The sequence below is a fragment of the Leclercia sp. GLN_9 genome (genome assembly GCF_043105735.1).
GTDB lineage: Bacteria > Pseudomonadota > Gammaproteobacteria > Enterobacterales > Enterobacteriaceae > Enterobacter > Enterobacter adecarboxylatus.
Genome location: NZ_JBICLV010000036.1, coordinates 1 through 667, shown reverse-complemented (window position 1 = coordinate 667; position 667 = coordinate 1). Strand labels below are relative to the sequence as shown.

Annotated in this window: 1 rRNA gene; it reads right to left on the bottom strand. The window is 54.4% G+C overall.

The features are described from left to right. Positions 1-667 (bottom strand): 23S ribosomal RNA (locus ACF8PE_RS20390); the annotation flags it as partial.

Sequence of the window (667 nt, the reverse complement as noted above, 5' to 3'; positions counted from 1 at the left end):
GTTAAGCCTCACGGTTCATTAGTATCGGTTAGCTCAACGCATCGCTGCGCTTACACACCCGACCTATCAACGTCGTCGTCTTCAACGTTCCTTCAGGAGCCTTAAAGGCTCAGGGAGAACTCATCTCGGGGCAAGTTTCGTGCTTAGATGCTTTCAGCACTTATCTTTTCCGCATTTAGCTACCGGGCAGTGCCATTGGCATGACAACCCGAACACCAGTGATGCGTCCACTCCGGTCCTCTCGTACTAGGAGCAGCCCCCCTCAATTCTCCAGCGCCCACGGCAGATAGGGACCGAACTGTCTCACGACGTTCTAAACCCAGCTCGCGTACCACTTTAAACGGCGAACAGCCGTACCCTTGGGACCTACTTCAGCCCCAGGATGTGATGAGCCGACATCGAGGTGCCAAACACCGCCGTCGATATGAACTCTTGGGCGGTATCAGCCTGTTATCCCCGGAGTACCTTTTATCCGTTGAGCGATGGCCCTTCCATACAGAACCACCGGATCACTATGACCTGCTTTCGCACCTGCTCGAGCCGTCACTCTCGCAGTCAAGCTAGCTTATGCCATTGCACTAACCTCCTGATGTCCGACCAGGATTAGCTAACCTTCGTGCTCCTCCGTTACTCTTTAGGAGGAGACCGCCCCAGTCAAACTACCCAC